Annotated in this window: 13 protein-coding genes; 3 read left to right on the forward strand and 10 right to left on the reverse strand. The window is 55.5% G+C overall.

Annotated elements, in window-relative coordinates:
• Positions 1–9: 9 nt before the first annotated feature.
• A complete protein-coding gene (locus tag JYG33_RS05130; RefSeq protein WP_207874953.1) occupies positions 10–1,218 on the forward strand; it encodes an MFS transporter in 1,209 nt (402 codons plus the stop codon).
• An 87-nt stretch (positions 1,219–1,305) separates the two neighbouring features.
• Here the strand turns inward: JYG33_RS05130 and JYG33_RS05135 are convergent, their stop codons facing one another.
• From JYG33_RS05135 to JYG33_RS05145, 3 genes are read right to left on the reverse strand one after another with little or no spacing between them, the layout of a single operon-like run.
• The gene (locus JYG33_RS05135) at positions 1,306–2,148 is read right to left on the reverse strand and encodes an aldo/keto reductase (protein WP_207874954.1); all 843 of its coding nucleotides are present in this window, start codon (positions 2,146–2,148) and stop codon (positions 1,306–1,308) included.
• A gap of 55 nt (positions 2,149–2,203) precedes the next feature.
• Positions 2,204–2,542 (reverse strand): P-II family nitrogen regulator, encoded by a 339-nt coding sequence (locus JYG33_RS05140; RefSeq protein ID WP_189390672.1) that lies wholly within the window; start codon positions 2,540–2,542, stop codon positions 2,204–2,206.
• 19 nt (positions 2,543–2,561) lie between these two features.
• Positions 2,562–3,872, reverse strand: coding sequence for a mechanosensitive ion channel domain-containing protein (locus tag JYG33_RS05145; RefSeq protein ID WP_207874955.1), 1,311 nt, complete (start codon positions 3,870–3,872; stop codon positions 2,562–2,564).
• Positions 3,873–4,017: 145 nt separating this feature from the next.
• Between JYG33_RS05145 and argH the strand changes: the two genes are divergently transcribed.
• Positions 4,018–5,439 carry an argininosuccinate lyase gene (argH, locus tag JYG33_RS05150; protein WP_207874956.1) on the forward strand — a complete coding sequence of 474 codons (1,422 nt, stop codon included), beginning with the start codon at positions 4,018–4,020 and terminating at the stop codon, positions 5,437–5,439.
• A gap of 113 nt (positions 5,440–5,552) precedes the next feature.
• On the opposite strand, the gene JYG33_RS05155 is transcribed toward argH, so the two are convergent.
• The 3 genes from JYG33_RS05155 to JYG33_RS05165 form a co-directional block, all read right to left on the reverse strand.
• Entirely contained in the window at positions 5,553–6,275 is a 723-nt protein-coding gene (locus JYG33_RS05155; protein ID WP_207874957.1) for a hypothetical protein, read from the reverse strand.
• A 324-nt stretch (positions 6,276–6,599) separates the two neighbouring features.
• Positions 6,600–9,050, reverse strand: coding sequence for a penicillin G acylase (locus JYG33_RS05160; protein WP_207874958.1), 2,451 nt, complete (start codon positions 9,048–9,050; stop codon positions 6,600–6,602).
• Positions 9,051–9,204: 154 nt separating this feature from the next.
• A complete protein-coding gene (locus JYG33_RS05165) occupies positions 9,205–10,617 on the reverse strand; it encodes an FAD-binding oxidoreductase (RefSeq protein WP_207874959.1) in 1,413 nt (470 codons plus the stop codon).
• Positions 10,618–10,845: 228 nt separating this feature from the next.
• On the opposite strand from JYG33_RS05165, the gene JYG33_RS05170 reads away from it, so the two are divergent.
• Entirely contained in the window at positions 10,846–11,514 is a 669-nt protein-coding gene (locus JYG33_RS05170; protein WP_207874960.1) for a TetR/AcrR family transcriptional regulator, read from the forward strand.
• Between the two features lie 323 nt (positions 11,515–11,837).
• Here JYG33_RS05170 and rlmD read toward each other — a convergent pair whose 3' ends face one another.
• The 4 genes from rlmD to surE form a co-directional block, all read right to left on the reverse strand.
• Positions 11,838–13,148 (reverse strand): 23S rRNA (uracil(1939)-C(5))-methyltransferase RlmD, encoded by a 1,311-nt coding sequence (gene rlmD, locus JYG33_RS05175; RefSeq protein WP_243430277.1) that lies wholly within the window; start codon positions 13,146–13,148, stop codon positions 11,838–11,840.
• 297 nt (positions 13,149–13,445) lie between these two features.
• On the reverse strand, positions 13,446–14,270 hold the full coding sequence (locus JYG33_RS05180; protein WP_207874961.1) for a peptidoglycan DD-metalloendopeptidase family protein: 825 nt from the start codon (positions 14,268–14,270) through the stop codon (positions 13,446–13,448).
• Positions 14,271–14,293: 23 nt separating this feature from the next.
• Positions 14,294–15,118 (reverse strand): protein-L-isoaspartate(D-aspartate) O-methyltransferase, encoded by an 825-nt coding sequence (locus JYG33_RS05185; RefSeq protein WP_207874962.1) that lies wholly within the window; start codon positions 15,116–15,118, stop codon positions 14,294–14,296.
• The gene (gene surE / locus JYG33_RS05190; RefSeq protein ID WP_207874963.1) at positions 15,115–15,855 is read right to left on the reverse strand and encodes a 5'/3'-nucleotidase SurE; all 741 of its coding nucleotides are present in this window, start codon (positions 15,853–15,855) and stop codon (positions 15,115–15,117) included. The genes JYG33_RS05185 and surE overlap by 4 nt, the downstream gene beginning before the upstream one ends.
• Positions 15,856–15,894 lie beyond the last annotated feature (39 nt).

The raw sequence follows: 15,894 nt of genomic DNA on the forward strand, positions 1-15,894 counted from the left end.
AGACCAACCATGTCCACGCAAGTCGATTCAAGTCGCCGTAACGCCTTTATTCTTTCTGGAATGCAAGCACTGGGCGGGGCGAATCCGGCATTGGTCGTGGCCTTGAGCAGTCTGGTCGGTCAGAAAATGGCCAGCAGCACGGATCTGGCCACCTTGCCAGTGGGTATTTTCAACCTGGGCCTGGCCATCGGCATCTTGCCTGCCGCCTATCTGATGCGCAGGCTGGGACGCCAAGGCGGCTACATAATCGGTGCCTTGCTGGGCGTGGGAGCAGGCCTGCTGGCCGCTGCCGGTATTTACAGTCTGTCTTTTGCCCTGTTCTGTGTGGGCACCCTCCTAGCCGGGCTGTATGCCTCTTATGTACAAAGCTATCGTTTTGCCGCTGCTGATGATGCCAGTGATACGTTCCGGCCCAAAGCCATTTCCTGGGTCATGGCCGGGGGGCTGCTGGGAGCCATTATTGCCACCCAGACGATTATCCATACGCAGGACATCTGGCCCGAACACCCCTTTGCTGCTGCCTTCCTGGCACAAGCTGCCTTGGCCGCCCTGGTTTTACCCTTTGCCTTTAGCTTGCGTTTGGCACCGGGCACGCGCAATCAGCAAGAAAAAGTACCCTATACGGGACGCCCCCTGCGTGAAATCGCCTCCAATAGCTATTTCATTGTTGCGGTCGTAGCTGGTGTGGCCTCGTATGTGCTGATGAATTTTCTGATGACAGCCTCGCCACTGGCGATGGTGATGCACGGCCATAGCCTGAAAGAATCCACCCTGGGCATTCAATGGCACATTCTGGCCATGTTTGGTCCCAGCTTCTTTACCGGCAACCTGATCAAACGCTTTGGCAAAATCCCCGTCACCTTTGCAGGTGTGTTCCTGTTGGGTCTGGCCAGTATCATCGCCTTGCTAGGCATGACGGTGCCGCACTTCTGGGTCAGCCTTATTTTTCTGGGTCTGGGCTGGAATTTTGGCTTTATTGGTGCGACCAATATGGTGGTGGATTGCTACCGCCCTGAAGAACGTGGTCGTGTGCAGGCCTTGAATGATTTCATTATCTTCACCTGTGTGGCCTTGTCCTCTTTTACCTCGGGCCGCGTTCTGGCCGTGTATGGCTGGTACGGCGTCAATACCTGGACCCTGCCGATTTCTGCGGTGGTGATGCTGGCACTGGCCTGGCTTTACTTCAAAAACAAACGTCAGCCTTACTTTTCCAGCTAAACCAAGCTCGCGACCTGGAAAGACAAAAAGAGAACGGCCCCTGGTTCTGGATACGCATCCACACCTTGGGGCCGTTCTCTTTACTGTTCAAATCATGGGCAAATAAGGAGGCTTGGGTCCACGCGCAAACTGTGCGTCCAAGGCCTGAATGTGTTCAGGCTGCAAGATCAGATCCCCGGCCGCCGCGTTTTGCTGGGCATGCAGCGCTTGCGAGGCTTTGGGAATCACGAACACATTGGGATCGCGCAACAAAAAGGCCAGGACCACTTGCCGGGGCGTTACCTGATACTGGCGAGCAATCTCGGCCAGCAAGGCACCGCCCTTGTCATCGGGCTTGGGAAAGTCGTCATGTCCGAACGGGCTGTAAGCCACCACGCTAACCTGATGTTTCTGACACCAAGGCAGCACAGCATGTTCAATGGCGCGCTCCTTCAGGTGATACAAGACCTGGTTGCAGGCAATCTCACCTGGCCCCACGATCTCGTACAAGTCCTCCAGATCCGGCACATCAAAATTGCTGACACCCCACTGCCTGATTTTGCCCTGCTGCCTGAGCTGATCAAAGGCCGCGCAAGTCTCTTCCAGAGGAACCTGACCGGGCCAGTGCAATAAATAGAGATCCAGATAATCGGTGCCCAGACGCTTCAGACTGGCTTCACAGGCACGGATCACCCCCTGACGGCTGGCATTAAAGGGCAAGACCTTGGACACCAGAAAAGCCTCGTGACGGCGGCCTTGCAAAGCCTGCCCGATCAGGGTTTCTGCCTGACCATCGCCATACATTTCTGCCGTGTCGATATGATTCATGCCGGCATCCAGCCCAGCCTGAAAGGCAGCAATGCTTTGCGGCCAATCGGCCTGTTCCACATACCAACTGCCTTGCCCGACACGCGAGACGCGTGAGGCCGAACCCAGCTTTTCATAACGCATCAGAATGCCCTTCCCTTGACGCTGTCAGAGTCAGCCCTTGAAAGCCAGCACCGCCTTACAGCGCGTCGCGGCCACTTTCCGAGGTACGAATACGGATAGCCTGCTCAACAGGGGTTACAAAAATCTTGCCATCACCGATCTTGCCGGTATGGGCCGCTTTGATGATGGCCTCGATAATCGCTTCACAGCGATCGGCCGCCACCACGATATCCACGCGAATCTTGGGCAGAAAATCCACCACATATTCGGCACCGCGATACAGCTCGGTATGACCTTTTTGACGGCCAAAGCCTTTGACTTCGGTCACGGTCAAGCCGTTCACATCCAGTTCTGCCAGAGCTTCGCGCACTTCATCCAGTTTGAAGGGTTTGATGATGGCCGTAATTTGTTTCATGGTTACTCGCACGTCAAATTTAAAGAGGGTCTTTGGTACTGCCCGGCAAGGACGGACGGTGACTTTCGGCTGCCAGACTCAAGCCCAGGCTCAAATCGCGACCGGTAGGCGACTGGAACAGACGCAAGCCGATTTCAGGCAGCACAGCCAGAATATGGTCAAAAATATCGCCCTGAATGCGCTCGTGGTCTACCCAGGCGGTTTTATTGGTAAAGCAGTAGACCTCGATAGGAATACCCTCTGCGGTGGGCTCCATCATGCGAACCATCTGAATCATGTCCTGATGGATTTCAGGGTGACGCTTGATATAGGCCATGCAGTACGCCCTGAAGGTGCCCAGATTGGTCAGGCGACGGTAATTGACCGCATCCATGCCCGCACGGCTCAATTCCTGATTGGAACGCTCCAGATCTTCTTTTTTCTCGTTCAGGTAATCGCGCAGCAAGGCGAAGCGCGACAGACTATCCACTTCAGCCGGAGTCAGAAAACGAACGCTGGAGGCATCAATGCTCAAGGTGCGTTTGATACGCCGTCCACCGGACTCGAACATCTGCCGCCAGTTGCGGTAGCTCTCGGAAAACAGCTTGTAGGTGGGGATGGTCGTGACGGTCTTGTCCCAGTTCTGGACTTTGACGGTATGCAGTGCCATATCGATCACAAAACCATCGGCCCCGGCCTGCTTCATCTCGATCCAGTCGCCGATGCGCAACATATCGTTGGTGCTCATCTGCGTGCTGGCCACCAGCGACAGCAAGGTGTCTTTAAAGACCAGCAACAAGACCGCGGATAAAGCACCCAGACCGGAGAGCAGCAGCACAGGCGACTGGTCCAGCACGATGGAGATCATGACAATAATGCCAATGGCCCACACCGCGATCTTGGCCACCTCGACATAGCCCTTGATGGACTTGGTGCGCCCCTTGCTGGAATTGGCATAGACCTCTTGCCACGCCCCCAGCAGGCTGACCACCGCCATGATAAGGAACACCAGAAAGCCCAGCAGTGCCACCCGCTCAATCACTTCCAGCAAATTCTTGGCCAAAGGCAGCAGGGTCAGATTGGAGCTGACCACCAGCAAAGGCACGGCATAACCCACATTGCGCACAAAGCGCTTTTTGACCAGGGCACGGGCCCAATCGTCCTTGCCCGCTACTTTCAGCAGCCTGCGCACCAGGCGCGAAAGCACAGAACTGGTCAACCAGCTCACAATCCAGACCAGCACGGTCAGCATGGCCAAACCGGCCAATATCTGTACCCAGCGATCCTGCGGTAAATACGCTTCGATCCATTGCCAGCCCAACAAATCGGCAAAGGTGCGTTCTTGCTCCATGTATTCTTCCTTGTCCAGCCAGCCCCAAAAAGGGCCCGCATGGTTTCCTAGAGTCTCAAAACTATCTAATATACTGCACAGCGTCTGTTTTCTGCGGGACTGGATGACCTGCGTCAGCCCGTCCAATCCACTATAATTGCCCTCTATGTCATCAAACACCCCCTCCTCTTCCCAAGACCAGTTTGCCAATAAAGCCATGGCCTGGTCGGCTCGCTTTTCCGAGCCCGTCTCTGACCTCGTCAAACGCTACACAGCGTCGGTGGACTTTGACAAGCGTATGGCACGCTTTGATATTCAGGGCTCTCTGGCCCACGCCAGCATGCTGGCCGCCGTCGGTGTGATCACCGAGCAGGACAAAGCGGACATCGAGCGCGGCATGAGCCAGATTCTGGACGAAATCGCCCAAGGCCAGTTCCAGTGGTTGCTGGATCTGGAAGACGTGCACCTGAACATCGAAAAACGTCTGGTCGAACTGATTGGCGATGCTGGCAAACGCTTGCACACCGGCCGTTCACGTAATGACCAGGTCGCCACCGATATCCGCCTGTGGCTGCGCAATGAAATCGACATTGCTCTGGACCTGCTGGCTCAGATGCAGCGCAAACTGGCTGAACTGGCCCTGGCCCAGGCAGACACTATTTTGCCCGGTTTCACCCACCTGCAAGTGGCACAACCCGTGACGTTTGGCCACCATTTGCTGGCCTACGCCGAAATGTTCCAGCGCGATGCCGAGCGTCTGCAAGACTGCCGCAAACGCGTGAACCGCCTGCCCTTGGGCGCTGCCGCCCTGGCCGGTACCAGCTACCCCATCGACCGCGAAATGGTCGCCAAGCTGCTGAACTTTGACGATGTCTGCCGCAACTCGCTGGATGCCGTATCGGACCGCGATTTTGCCATCGAGTTCTGCGCCGCTGCCGCCCTGATCATGACGCACATCTCCCGCTTCTCCGAGGAGCTGGTGCTGTGGATGAGCCCACGCGTTGGTTTTATTGATCTGGCTGACCGTTTTTGCACCGGCAGTTCCATCATGCCGCAAAAGAAAAACCCCGACGTTCCCGAACTGGCCCGTGGCAAGACCGGTCGCGTCAATGGCAACCTGATCGCCCTGCTGACCCTGATGAAAGGCCAACCGCTGGCCTACAACAAGGACAATCAGGAAGACAAAGAAGGCCTGTTCGATTCGGCTGACACCATTCGCGACACCCTGACCATTTTTGTCGACTTGATCTCCGGTATCAAAGTCAAACCTGATGCCATGCGCGCCGCAGCCCTGCAAGGCTTTGCGACCGCTACCGATCTGGCCGATTACCTGGTCAAGAAAGGCCTGCCTTTCCGGGACGCCCACGAAACCGTGGCTTTGGCCGTACGTGAATGTGAACAGTTGGGTTGCGACCTGGCCGATCTGAACCTGGAACAACTGCAAAAATTCGATAGCCGTATTGAATCGGATATTTTTGGTGTGTTGACCCTGGAAGGCTCGGTCGCTTCGCGCAAACACATCGGCGGCACCGCCCCCGAGCGCGTTCGTATCGAGGCACAGCGCATTCTAGATCGTATTCCGGGCTGATAAGAGCTTCGGCTGGAAGAAGAAAAAGCCGCTCTTAGAACAGGAGCGGTTTTTTATAGAAATCGACAGCAAATTACGTGGGTGCGACGTAGTTAGACTGTGACGCGTAGGTTTTACGTATACAAGGCACGCTCGACATCAAGCGCACGCCAAGAGTGTTGAACACCATCTCGATCAGTCCATTTCTTACAGCGCTCTACGGAATTTAGCTCCTGTGCGGTGGACTGCAGGAACATACAATAGTCTGTGTAGCGGGCTCGGTTGGCTGACGTATTCTTAATGAATCCCTTAGCCAGCTCAAAGCCGAACTGTGGAAATTTATCTGCAATCACAGAATCAACCACACCGCATTTCGTCGGATCAATGAATGCACATAACTTTGATGAAAACGCGATTTGAAGCTGAGGTATATTGTTGAGCGCCTGAAGAGCCCAGGCGTAGTCATTTGCGGCAATGCTCTGAGTCGCTTCTCGTATATGAGCGGCCACAACATCTATACCAAAATCACTCACACCGCGCATACGCTGAATGCTGCCACGATGAGTGCGATCACGACCATTAAGAGCAAGTCGAACCCTTCCGTGCGCCCGTGGGGCTCTTAACCGACCGTCCTGCCCACTAACATGCCCCCAGAAAAGAACTGACGCGTAACCAATCACTGCTTGAGAATCCTCTTCAGAACGCAGCAGCCGGTTTAGATACATATCCAACTTTGATGTACTTTCGAACTCAATCTGAGTTAACTCAGAGAGCGTTCCCGTGAGCGCGATAGCTGGATAAGCGTACGCATTGCGTGTCGCTTGTAATAGAGCGGGTGATATTTGTAGATACGACACGGAGTTTCTTATGAAGCTAACGAAATGTAGAGTGTACCAATCCACCACTCTCGTCTCCGAAGCTTTGTGTGAGTGGCCGGTTTGGGTCATTTTCCGCCCGATAGATCTGCCAGCGTCTGTCAGATCAACCTGAGTCAGTACATTTATACCGCTTCGACCTACTTCCAATCCTGCCTGCCTGGATTTGCATCTTAGTCTTCGTACACAGCTTAGCTGCTGATACTGGAAAGCTACCTTTCCTCACTACCTCTCCTGGCCTGCTAAACCCTCCAGCAACGATCGAAGAAGCGGCACCGCCCCAAAGTGCAGGTGCCGCACTCATTGTTATGGCTGAGGCTGAATCAGCAGCATCGTGCTGCTTTGCGCATTGCGGCGAATGTCCGAGTGCGTCACATCCATCGTCTTGCACTCGAAGTTCTCATACAACTTCAACTGATCCTCGTAATGCGGGCTGCGCACGCCATTACGATCCGTGAATCCACTTTGGCCGGGCGGCATGGCATCGCAGAACTCCACGCCCTGGGTATCAAACACCACACGGTTGTTTTCCGTGCCACGGTTCTGATAGCCGGAAAAGGCAAAGGTATTGCCCGAAGTCGTTTGCGGGGTTCCTGTGAAGTTCTTGTCACTGAAGCGATGCACCGACGTCGGCATAGTCCAGCGTTCCATCTGAGTGCCTTGCTCCTGGCTCAAACGAGCCTGCGCATTTTGCAAAGCCGTGTGCATGATTTCCTGAGAGGAACGCTCACCAAAAACATTCACACGCTTGGGATCAGGATGGGCTTCCAGGGCCAAGGCACGCAACAGAACCTTGGTGCCCATGCTCAAGTTGATCGAACCGGGGTTGGGGCCTTGCTGCGTGGCAAAACCAGTCTGGCTATACATGGCGCGATGCGATTCAGGCACGACCGGCATCAAGACCTGCTTGTACATTTCCTCCAGCCAGGTTTTAAACAGGACACGCGCCGCTCCGGCATTGTGCCCATCCTGATCGCGCTCCATGCCATCCCAGGCCAGCAAGGTCGTCAACGCGGCTTTACTGCCATCATTGGCAGGCAGACTTTGCGCCAGCTTTTCCAGATGCGGACGGAAGTAGCGCCAGTTCACATCGCTATAAGACGCCTTCTTGTTGAATGCCCAGATCTCCTGCACGCTGAATACGTCTTTCTGCTGGTACTGGCTGGCCAGCTCGTTCATGCGGTCGCCATAGGTCCAGTAATAGGTATCCGTGTTGGTCTTGTCCGGTGCAGGTTTATTGTTCCAGTTGACCAGATAGCCTTGGGGCGGATTGTAGGCTTTGGGAATCGCCTCGAAGCTCTTGATGCCTTGCCATTCCATGCTGCCATCGCCTTTGGCAGGCACGCGAATATCCTGGTCAGCGGGACGCTGGGGCAAGAAGGCAGGCGAGACATAGCCGATATTGCCGTGCTTGTCGGCGTAATACCAGTTAATGGAAATCGCCATCTTGCTGGCTTGATCCAGAAACTCCGTCCAGTTGCGAGCCTTGGCAACATTCAACCAGGCCAGCAGCGACTGTACTTCGTAGCCGTCCCAGCTACGTTTTTTGCTGTAGGCTGCGCCCTGCTCTTTATCAAACTGCATTACCGGGCCGTGCACCGTACGCCAGATCGTCATTTCCCGATCAGCCTGGCCGCGAACCTTGATCAGCTCCTTGCGTTGCTCCATGGTATGCCAGGCATTGTTGAACCAGTACTGATCGGCACGTGCCGGATTCAACTTTTCCTGATACATGTCCACCACGTCCTGTGGACCGGCAGTTGCCCCCCAGGCAATGTCGCTATTCGTGCCGAACAGAACAATCGGATAGGCGAACGGTGTATTGCCCACCACATCAAAGCCTGCACCATGCAGGCCGATACCGTAGGTGTACGCCGGGTTATACCAGCCAAACTGCGGACCATTAATCAGCACCGTGGAACCGCCCTGAACACGCTCGGGTCGGGTACTCCAGAGGTTACTGGCCTTGGGGGCAAAATCCGGGCCTCGACCGCCCCAGGATTTGTCCTGACGCTCCAGTTCTGTAGCCAATAATTTCGTGGAAACCTGAGCCAGATTCTGCACATCGGCTTGCGCCTGTGGTTTGTGCTCTGTGTTCAAGGCAGGAACCGTAGTCGGTGCCGTCGGGTCATTCACCCACAACAACTCATCAAACAAGGCTCGCCCGCGTTCAGGCCCATGCTGTTTTTCCAGCGACTGACGCATGGCCAAAGCGGTCACTTCCAGATTCGTGTCCGAGAAGCGATTGGCCATGGAGCCCACCCAGATCATGACCACATCAAAGTCAGTCAGCGGCTCGGGCTGGAAATCAAAATCTACATATTCTTTGGGCAGCAGTTCAGGACGTCGTCGCACCTGCTCCAGATAGGCGTTATAGCCATCGGCATAGCCACGAAAAATGTCGCGCTCGTCCTTGGACAAGGCCGCGATCTGCCGCTGTATGGAAGCCGGGGTGAAGTTCTGCCGTACCTGCATGTCGTACTTGACGTAGACATCCTGCTCACCAGGGCCCAGAACGGCTGCAGTCGTACCTACAAAGGAGCGGCGCGCCATATCCATCTGGAAAAGACGATCTTGGGCGACCGCATAACCATAGCCGTAATACAAGCCATAGTGGCTGTCGGCAAAGACGTGCGGCACGCCATAGCTGTCGCGCATCACCTCTACCGACTGCACCTGCGCGTGGGCCGGTGCCCACGTCAAACCCAAGATCAAACCAGCGGCCGCAACCCCGGTACGAACAAGCCCTTTCTGCATATCTGTCCCTTGTTTTTATGATACTGAAAATTCTTATGAACCTAAAATATTGAAGCCAATACAAATAGGAAATCACAATGTAAAGCAATCAGGATCGAAAACAAGTAAGGGCTTGCCCTAGTCAGCGCTGCTAAATAGGGGCTTGAAAACGGACTTAGAAAGACACCAGACGACCGGGGTTCATCGCGCTCATCATGCCGATGGCCGCCTTGACCACAGGGATCGCCAGACCCGATAACTGGTGGCCCAAAGGAATGCTGCGGTGGGTAATGTCCGTCAACATGGCGAAATCCTCGTTGCGACCCATCACATCATCACTAATGGCTTTACCAATACGCACGGTTTGTGCCACGCCGTGACCACTCCAGCCATGCACCATGTACACGGGAACCGCATCCTCGGTCTTGCGCGAGTCCGTGGCACCGTTCAGGGTGAAGTCACTGATACCGCTCCAGGAAAACTCCAACTGCACCTGCTCCAACTGTGGAAACACGGTCTGGATACGCTCCAGCAAGTAATCGTTGATGCGCTCGGGGGACCAGCTTGTACCCGTACCTTGCCCACCAAACAACAGGCGGTTCTGGCGCACAGCACGGTAATAGTCGATCTGGAACTGCGTGTCATACACCGCGCGATCCGTTGGCAAAAGCTCGCTGACTGGGCATTCCAAGGGCTCAGTCACACCGACATAGGTGTAGAACGGCACAGTGGTATTGGACTGGGTCGGCAAAAACTGCGATGTGGTGTCATGCACCGCCAGGACCAAGGCCTGGCGCGCCAAAATCGTCCCGCCGGGGGTGATAGCCAGGGCGCCCTGCTCAGTCTGCTCAATTTCCTCGACGGGGCTGCCTTCAAAGACGCGCCCGCCATGTTGAACCAGGCCGTAAACCAGACCACGCAACAAGGCCAAAGGGTGAAGTTGACCACCCAAGGTATCCACGACCGCACCGTGATACAGCGGCGAGCGGATTTCCTGCTCCAGCTCGTAACTGCCCACGATTTCCACACTGGTATCGCCCAGATAGCGGCGGGCATCCGCCCCCTCTACCAGAGCACCCATATGGCCTGCATGAACGGCCGCCGTCAAATGACCACGACGACGATCAAAATCCAGTTCGTAATCCTGGGCAATCTGATCGAGCAGATCCATAGCTTCGTGGGAAGCAAAACGCCACAAGCGACGAGCCTCATCCAAAGGGAGATGGGCGATCATGTCGGCGGCCTCCCAACGGGCCAGGCCGGGTGTTAACTGGCCACCATTACGGCCTGATGCCGCGGAGCCGATACTGTCTTTTTCCACCAGCACCACATCCAGACCGGAACGGGCCAGGTGCAGGGCGGTAGACGCGCCCAGCAAACCACCACCCACGACCAGCACATCACATTGCGTGTCGGCTTGTAGAGGATCAAAGCGGTTCCAGGGGGCAAGCGATGCTTCGTAATACGTCGCGGGCGCGACGGCCTCGTTCAGATGACCTTGTCGCCAGTTCCATAATCGGGGATTACTGACCAGCAGGCTCTCTGCGCTGGAAACATCGTTTAAAAGAGTGGGTTTAGAAATAAGCATAAATGTCCTGTGTCTGTCACGGCCTTTTGGCCGCCTGGATCACAGAGCGGAATGCTCCGGTGACGCCCCGTCAACGCGGCGTTCCGTTCTGTCTCGTTATCAACACCGCGTCGTAAAAACGGGGTGGAACGATCTTCTTCTACGCTGTAGAATTAATTCATTCTACTCTGTAGAGTTAAACTTGGCAAATCTGCCCTTTCCGCTATCTGGCTCGACAAAGGAACTCTATTGGCCCAAGCACCCTCCACGCGTACACGTAAATTGAACAAGGACGAGCTGGTCATCGCCGCCGTCACCTTGATGGAGGAAGCCGGAGACAGCGGCTTTTCTTTACGCAAACTGGGGGAGCGAGTCGGCTGCGATCCGATGGCCGTGCTCTATCACTTCAAGTCCAAAGAAGGCTTGTTGCGTGCCATGGCGGATTATTTGACGGGGCGCATCCAGGCGGTAGACACCAGCTTGTCGTGGACAAAGCGACTTTATGAGCTGGCCCGACAGTACCGCGAACTGGCCTTGGGCCACCCGCAGACCTTCAGGCAGATGCAGCGGTTTCTGAATACGGGCAAGGCGGACTATCTAGTTCTTGAGCAGGTGTACCGAGCCTTGCGCGATGGCGGCTTGAGCGACGCCGAAATTCCCGCCGCCTGTGTAGGCTGGTACGCCGCCCTCTACGGCTTGATTCAAGGAGAGCTGGGCGGGCTGATACGGCCAGTGACCGAGGAAGAGCTGAAGGAACTGGAGCAGTGGCCTGCCGATGACGTGCCTATGCTGCGCCAGATTCTGCCGCGTTTTGTACATCTGCAATCCGAGCAGGTATTCAAAATGATGATGGAGCTAATACAGGATGGCTTGATTGCCCATGCGGGGAAAGCGGCGACACCTGTCACCCAGCGGTGAAACCAGCAACGGACCGAATCAAACACACAAACCCGATCAGCCTGCCTAGCCTTCAAACGCGGTGATAAAAAGCATATATAGCTACCTGCTGCCTTGTCACGGACACAGGCTGGCTCATGCCCAAATCTGGAGAAAAGCACCAGAACACGACTGATCTTTCAGCCAGCTTTTAAAACGTGATACCGCCGAATTGGTCGGCATTGAAGGCAGCAGCACCTTGGGCGAACGAGCTGGCAAAGCCACCCTGAAAAAACAAAACGCCCCGCAAACTGGAACTCTGTCCAATTTGCGGGGCGTTTTATATCAAGCCTGCCTGGCTGTACTTAGCGTGTGAAAACCGCAATCGATTCCACGTGCGCGGTGTGCGGGAACATATTCACCACACCGGCCGATTCCAGCGTGTAACCACCTTGGTGAACCAATACACCCGCATCACGAGCCAGGGTGCCTGGGCTACAGGACACATACACCAGACGCTCGGGGCGTTCGTGCTTTTCCAACTGTGCCAATGCAGTTGCCACAGCGAAAGCACCATCACGTGGGGGGTCAATCAACATGCGATCAAAATGTCCCAGATCGCGCAGCCACTGCACATCCACTTCAAACAGATTCAGCGTGGTGAATTTTGCCTTGTCCTGCAAATCGTGAGCCAAGGCCGCTTCACCGGCACGTTCGGTCAGGGTAGTGCTACCCTCGATCCCGACCACTTCCGCTGCACGACGTGCCAAAGGCAGACTGAAGTTACCCAGACCGCAGAACAAGTCAGCCACACGATGCTCAGGCTTCACATCCAGCAAGGTCAGTGCACGCGAGATCAAGCTGCGATTGATATCGTGGTTGACCTGCGTAAAGTCCGTTGGCCGGTACGGCATGCGCAAATCAAATTCGGGCAAGGCGTAAGCCAGTTTGTCCGCATCCTCACGCAACAAAGGGTGCGCTGTTTCAGGGCCCTTGGGCTGCAACCACCAGCTAATATCGTGCTCTTGGCCAAAGTCTTGCAGGCGTTGAATATCTTCACCCGTCAAAGGCTCCATATGGCGCAAGGTCAAGGTGGTGATCTTGTCACCCATGGCCAGCTCAATCTGCGGCAAACGGTCCGGGCGGGACAGGCCTGCCAGACAGGAGCGCAATGGCTCCAGCAAGGCGGATACCTTGGCAGGCAAGACACGACATTCCGTCATGTCCACCACGTAGCGGCCATTCTTTTCACGGAAACCGACCAGCACCCCACCCTTTTTAGGCACGTAGCGCATGGAGAAACGGGCGCGATAACGGTAGCCCCAGTAAGGGCCATGCAAAGGGGCCAACACCCGGCCTGGCTTGACCTTGCCGATGTGGCCTAAAGAATCTTCCAGTACACGTTGCTTGACGGCAACCTGGGCAGAGGGCTCCAGGTGCTGCATGGCACAGCCGCCACAGACACCGAAGTTGGGACAGGGAGGCTCGGCACGCTGCGACGAGGCTTTCAACAAAGCCGTCATGCGAGCTTTATCGTAAGAATCCTTGGAGCGCACGGTCTCGGCCAGCACTTCCTCGCCGGGCAAGGCGCCTTCCACAAACACCACTTTGCCGTCTTTATGAGCGACGCCGCGCCCTTCCAGATCCAGCGATTCAATTAACAATACGTCAGACATTCGATAAAAACCTAAATAAGCGTCCTGCCAAGCAGAATGGCGCAGTTGCATTGCTGCAAACGATGGCGAATCGCTGATTTTACAATGAGCATTCAGCACAACGGGTAAAAACAAGCAGAACACGGCAATAGCGGTTCGGTAACACGATGAAATCCCTGCTACCCGAGCTGAACAAGAGGCGTGGCCGTCCAAGCTGGGAGCCAATCACCTTTAAACGAGCCATTTCACCCCAAGCGGCCAAATACGACACATAAAAAAAGCGGCCAGAAGCCGCTTTTTTCAGTCCAGATACCGTGATTAACGCGTAGGCAGATACGAGATCGGGTTCACCGGCGTGCCGGAGCGACGAATCTCGAAGTGCAGTCGTGGCGAGGTGGTGTCAGACTGACCCAGATCCGCAATACGCTGACCCTTAGTCACTTGCTGGCCGGTTTTGACGTGCAAGGTGCTGTTGTGAGCATAGGCCGTAATAAAGCCATTGCTGTGACCGACCAGAACCATGGAGCCTAAACCGCGTACACCGTTACCGGCATACATGATCTTGCCATCGGCAGCAGCAACCACGGGATCGCCCACCTTGCCTTCAATATCAATACCCTTGGTCGAGGCATTGAAACCCTGAATGATCTTGCCACTGGCAGGCCAGCCCCAGGCGATCAGGGCAGCGTCACTGGCGCGAGGCGCAGACACGGGCGTTTCAGTCTTGACCGGAGTGGCCGGACTGACGGGCGAGGTCTGTGTGCCACCGCTACCGGCTGGGCGAGTGTTGACTGCCGCCATCGAGGTATTGCCATCCAGACGCAAGGTTTGACCCACGCGCAGCATGGAAGGATCGGTAATCTGGTTCAACTGGATCAGCGAGTTCACGTCCATGCCGTGCGCCTGGGCGATTTTGTACAGCGTATCGCCAGGACGGACCACATAGGTACCCGTCGCAGTGCTGACGCTGCCCGCCGCCGAAGAAGAACTCAGGTCAGTGACTGGGGCACGCTCGTTACGGCTTGCACAACCAGCCAGCAGGGTACTGGTGACCACAGCCGCCACCAGGCACTGACGGGGCGTCAAGAACCACTGTGTACCGGTGGAAGCAGCGGTTAACGGTAACCTGACTGCATGCTGCATATAAATCTCCTGAGAATATCTGACTAAATCTGGGTTCCGGCTCGCATCGGCACGAAGCGAACCGCATCAAGTTCTTCACGACGCCAAGTAGCCTGTCCGGTGCGTTCCACCAAAACCAGGCGCTGTTGAGTCGTACCTTCGGGGGCAATCAGTCGCCCCCCCAATGTTAATTGTTCCAATAAGCTTCTAGGAATGACTGGACCGGCTGCCGCCACAACAATAGCATCATACGGGGCTGCCGCAGGGTAACCTTGCATTCCGTCACCAAACATTATGCGGGCACGTTGCGACAGGCCTAATTGACGCATGTGATCGCGGGCCATATCGCATAATCCCTTGATACGTTCTACGGCATACACTTCTTTGACTAATTGTGCCAAAACAGCGGCCTGATAACCACATCCCGCACCGACTTCCAGCACCTTGTTCGGTATTTTCTGGTCACACACCAGACTGATCATATGGGCCACAACCCAAGGCTGGGAGATGGTCTGCGCAAAGCCAATGGGCAAGGCATCATCTTCATAGGCCCGACTGGCCAAACCCTGATCAACAAACTGATGGCGCGGCACTGCCTGCATGGCAGCCAGCACTCTTTCGTCGCTAATCCCCTGTCGGCGCAAGCGCTCGATCATCATGCCACGCGAGCGTTCCGAGTTCAAACCCAGGTTGACACTTGTTGACACTTGCGGTGACAAACCGGCCGACGGTGTCGGTTGTAACTGCCCCCGTTGCACAATACGTGTATTGCTGTTGCTGGCCGACAGACCACTGCCCAGGCTGGACTTGCCAAACCGGTTCCGTGTGCCGTCCGCAAAGGGGTAGCGCTTGCCTGGTTTACTTGTCATTGCACCCAGTCCCGCAAACCCGCCAGTTGCTCGTGATGGGTCAAGTCCGCGCGCAAGGGCGTAATCGACACAGCGCCCTGCTCGACAGCACCGAAATCTGTGCCGTGATCGCTATCCGACACCCCGCCCACACGGCCAATCCAATACACCGGCTCGCCATACGGCGTCTGGCTTTTCACGACAGGCTCCGAAGGATGACGCTTGCCCAGGCGGGTTACTTGCGTGCCCTTCAAGGCCTCGTAAGGCAGGCAGGGAATATTGACGTTCAGCAAAGTATTCGCAGCCAAGGGCTGCTTCTGGCAACGCTCGACCAAATCGCGGGCGACGCGAGCCGCACTATCCAGGTTTTTCCAGCCACGCTCGATCAAGGAAAAGGCAATCGCAGGAATACCAAACAAATGACCTTCCATCGCCGCCGCCACAGTGCCTGAATACAAGGTGTCATCACCCATATTGGCGCCATTATTAATGCCGGACACAATCAGGTCCGGGCGAAAATCCAGCAAGCCGGTCAGGGCCACGTGGACGCAATCGGACGGTGTACCATTAACAAAATAAAAACCATTGCTGGCCTGGCGCAGCGACAAAGGACGATTCAAGGTCAGGGAATTGCTGGCACCACTGCAATTGGTCTCGGGTGCAATGACAGTCAGCTCGCCCAGTCCTTGCAAGGCTTCATACAAAGCCTCGATACCGGCTGCTGTATAGCCATCATCGTTGGAGACCAGAATACGCATGCTTTTCTTTTCCGTTAAAAATCTAACAGGGGTAGCAAA

Origin of the sequence: Alcaligenes sp. SORT26, assembly GCF_017377875.1 — a bacterium.
GTDB lineage: Bacteria > Pseudomonadota > Gammaproteobacteria > Burkholderiales > Burkholderiaceae_B > Alcaligenes > Alcaligenes parafaecalis.

Coding starts and splice junctions, on each gene's coding strand:
- JYG33_RS05130 (WP_207874953.1), top strand. CDS start 10: ATGTCCACGCAAGTCGATTCAAGTCGCCGTAACGCCTTTATTCTTTCT.
- JYG33_RS05135 (WP_207874954.1), bottom strand. CDS start 2,148: ATGCGTTATGAAAAGCTGGGTTCGGCCTCACGCGTCTCGCGTGTCGGG.
- JYG33_RS05140 (WP_189390672.1), bottom strand. CDS start 2,542: ATGAAACAAATTACGGCCATCATCAAACCCTTCAAACTGGATGAAGTG.
- JYG33_RS05145 (WP_207874955.1), bottom strand. CDS start 3,872: ATGGAGCAAGAACGCACCTTTGCCGATTTGTTGGGCTGGCAATGGATC.
- argH (WP_207874956.1), top strand. CDS start 4,018: ATGTCATCAAACACCCCCTCCTCTTCCCAAGACCAGTTTGCCAATAAA.
- JYG33_RS05160 (WP_207874958.1), bottom strand. CDS start 9,050: ATGCAGAAAGGGCTTGTTCGTACCGGGGTTGCGGCCGCTGGTTTGATC.
- JYG33_RS05165 (WP_207874959.1), bottom strand. CDS start 10,617: ATGCTTATTTCTAAACCCACTCTTTTAAACGATGTTTCCAGCGCAGAG.
- rlmD (WP_243430277.1), bottom strand. CDS start 13,148: ATGTCTGACGTATTGTTAATTGAATCGCTGGATCTGGAAGGGCGCGGC.
- JYG33_RS05180 (WP_207874961.1), bottom strand. CDS start 14,270: ATGCAGCATGCAGTCAGGTTACCGTTAACCGCTGCTTCCACCGGTACA.
- JYG33_RS05185 (WP_207874962.1), bottom strand. CDS start 15,118: ATGACAAGTAAACCAGGCAAGCGCTACCCCTTTGCGGACGGCACACGG.
- surE (WP_207874963.1), bottom strand. CDS start 15,855: ATGCGTATTCTGGTCTCCAACGATGATGGCTATACAGCAGCCGGTATC.